This window comes from Phenylobacterium sp., assembly GCF_031425575.1.
In the GTDB taxonomy this organism is placed as follows: Bacteria; Pseudomonadota; Alphaproteobacteria; order Caulobacterales; family Caulobacteraceae; genus Phenylobacterium.
Genome location: NZ_JANPJP010000094.1, coordinates 1 through 2,435 on the forward strand (window position 1 = coordinate 1; position 2,435 = coordinate 2,435).

The 2,435-nt window shown below is 68.7% G+C and carries 3 protein-coding genes; all 3 read left to right on the forward strand.

Features of this window, described 5'->3' with window-relative positions; translation table 11 throughout:
- A partial coding sequence (locus RMO97_RS05040) for a peroxide stress protein YaaA (RefSeq protein WP_310539446.1) occupies positions 1–436 on the forward strand: 436 nt, incomplete at its 5' end.
- 65 nt (positions 437–501) lie between these two features.
- Positions 502–2,004: a carboxylesterase family protein gene (locus RMO97_RS05045; RefSeq protein ID WP_310539447.1), complete on the forward strand. Its 1,503-nt coding sequence runs from the start codon at positions 502–504 to the stop codon at positions 2,002–2,004.
- Positions 2,005–2,063: 59 nt separating this feature from the next.
- The coding region (locus RMO97_RS05050; protein WP_310539448.1) for an SDR family NAD(P)-dependent oxidoreductase at positions 2,064–2,435 on the forward strand (372 nt) is incomplete at its 3' end.

The following is a 2,435-nucleotide window of genomic DNA, read 5'->3' on the forward strand; positions in this document are numbered from 1 at the left end:
CTACCGGCTTGAAATGGGCACGCGGCTGAAGACCAAGCGCGGTCCCAGCCTCTACGCCTTCTGGGGCGACAAGGTCGCCAAGGCCCTGAACGCCCAGGCCGCCGGCCACAAGGACCCGACCCTGGTGAACTGCGCCAGCCAGGAATATTTCGGCGTGGTGGACCGGTCGACCCTGACGCTGCCGGTGGTGAACGTGCGATTCGTCGAGGAGAAGGACGGCGAGTCCCGGGTGATCAGTTTCTTCGCCAAGCGGGCCCGCGGGGCCCTGGCCCGCTACGCCGTCGACCACCGCATCACCAAGGCGGCCGATCTCAAGGCCTTCGACACCGACGGCTACCGGTTCCAGGCCCACGCCTCCACCGACGGCGAGTGGGTCTTCTCCCGTCCGCAACCGCCCCTGGTCAGCGCCAAGGCCAAGGCCGCCGCCGGCGCTTGACGCAGGGTCCGGCGCGCCGGATGTTCTTTCTAGGGAGCAGTATGGCTTCCGTCAGGGAGAACGCCATGAGTGACGCCGCCACGCTCGACGCTACGGTCAAGACAAACGCCGGTTGGGTCGAGGGTTTGACGCGCGGCCGCCACATGGCTTTCTACGGCATCCCCTACGCCGCCGCCCCCATTGGCCAGACCCGGTTCCGTGCGCCCAAGCCGGTCGGCGCCTGGGCGGGCATGCGACAGGCGGCGGAGAAGGGCTTCGCCGCTCTGCAGACCCCGCACTTCATCCCGGGTTTCGCCGCCAGCGGACCGCAGGACGAGGACTGCCTCAACCTCAACGTCTTCACCCCGGCGACGGACGGCGCCAAGCGGCCGGTGATGGTCTGGATCCATGGCGGCGGCTTCACCCATGGGGCGGGTTATGAGCCGCTCTATGACGGCGGCCCCCTGGCCGAGCGCGGCGACGTTGTGGTGGTGTCCCTGAACTACCGGCTGGGCGCGCTCGGTTTCCTGTCGATCCCGGAGGCGGGCATCCCCGGCAATGCCGGCCTGCTGGACCAGGTGGCGGCGCTGAAGTGGGTGGCCGACAATATCGGGGCCTTCGGCGGGGATCCTGAGCAGATCACCATTTTCGGGGAGTCCGCCGGATCGGCGGCGGTGGCCTGCCTGGTGGCGATGCCGGCCGCGAAGGGCTTGTTCAAGCGTGCGATCCTGCAGAGCGGCGTCGGTCGCGCGGGTCCGCCGGAGGTCGCCGCCAAGGCCGCCGACAAGTTGCTGGTCGGCCTCGGTCTCGACCGCAGCCAGGTGGTGGATCTGTTCGACCTGCCGGCCGACAAGATCCTGGCGGCCCAGGCCTCAGGCGGCTTCGGACCGGGGAGCGGATTTGGTCCGACCCGAGACCCGGCCTCCCTGCCAGAGGCCCCGATGGTGGTGGTCCGCGATGGCGGCGCCCGGGACGTCGCCCTGCTGATCGGCTCCAACCGCGACGAGGTGAAGCTGTTTATCCCGGGCCGCCGCGAGCCGCTGGCCGATGAGGCCCTTCTGGCAGAGGTCCGCGGACGCCTTCCGAAGGCCACCGAGCCGCAGGCCAAGGAATTGATCGAGGTCTACCGCGCCTCGCGGGAGACCAAGGGTCTGCCCACCGACAACCTCGACCTGCTCGACGCGATCGGCAGCGACATGCAGTTTCGCATCGCCGCCACCAAGTTCGCCTCGGCCCAGGCCCCGCATGGCCCGGCCTATCTCTACCTCTTCACCCACGCCTCGCCCGCCAGGCGTGGAGCGCTCGGCGCCTGCCACGCCCTGGAGATGCCCTTCGTCTTCGGCACGACGAAGATCCAGGGCCAGGTGACTTTCGCCGGCGCCGGCCCCGACGTGGAGCGGTTGGAGGGGGAGATCATGGACGCCTGGCTCGCCTTCGCACGCACCGGTAACCCCAACCATCCGGGCCTGCCCGCCTGGCCCGCCTACGACGCCGCCAGCCGTGACACCATGGTCTTCGACACCGTGGCGTCTACCGTTCAGTCCGATCCCTTCGGCGAGGAGCGGCGGGCGCTGGAGACGCTGCTCTAACCGGGCTAAGGGTCATCTCCTGAGAACGGCCGTTCCGAGCCGCCGGGGGGAGACAAGCCATGAGCAAGACCGACAGCGGACCGGTGGTCCTGATCACTGGGACGTCGACTGGCGTGGGCCTGCACACCGCCATCGCCTTCGCCCGGGCCGGCTACGTCACCGTGGCCACCATGCGCGATACCTCCAAGAAGAAGGCGCTGCTGGCGCAGGCCAAGAACGCCGGAGTCAAGGTCAAGGTCGAGAAGCTCGACGTCCAGAAGAAGAAGTCCATCGAGGCCTGCGTCGAGAAAGTGATCCGCAAGCACGGCGGCATCGACGTCCTGGTGAACAACGCCGGAGCCGGCTTCCTGGGCAGCCTGGAGCAGACCACCGACGCCGATCTCGAGCGCACCATGGGGATCAACTTCTTCGGGGTCTGGCGGATGACCAAA

What these genes read in the sequence shown, in the direction of transcription:
- RMO97_RS05045 (WP_310539447.1), top strand. Translation starts at nt 502, where the DNA reads ATGAGTGACGCCGCCACGCTCGACGCTACGGTCAAGACAAACGCCGGT.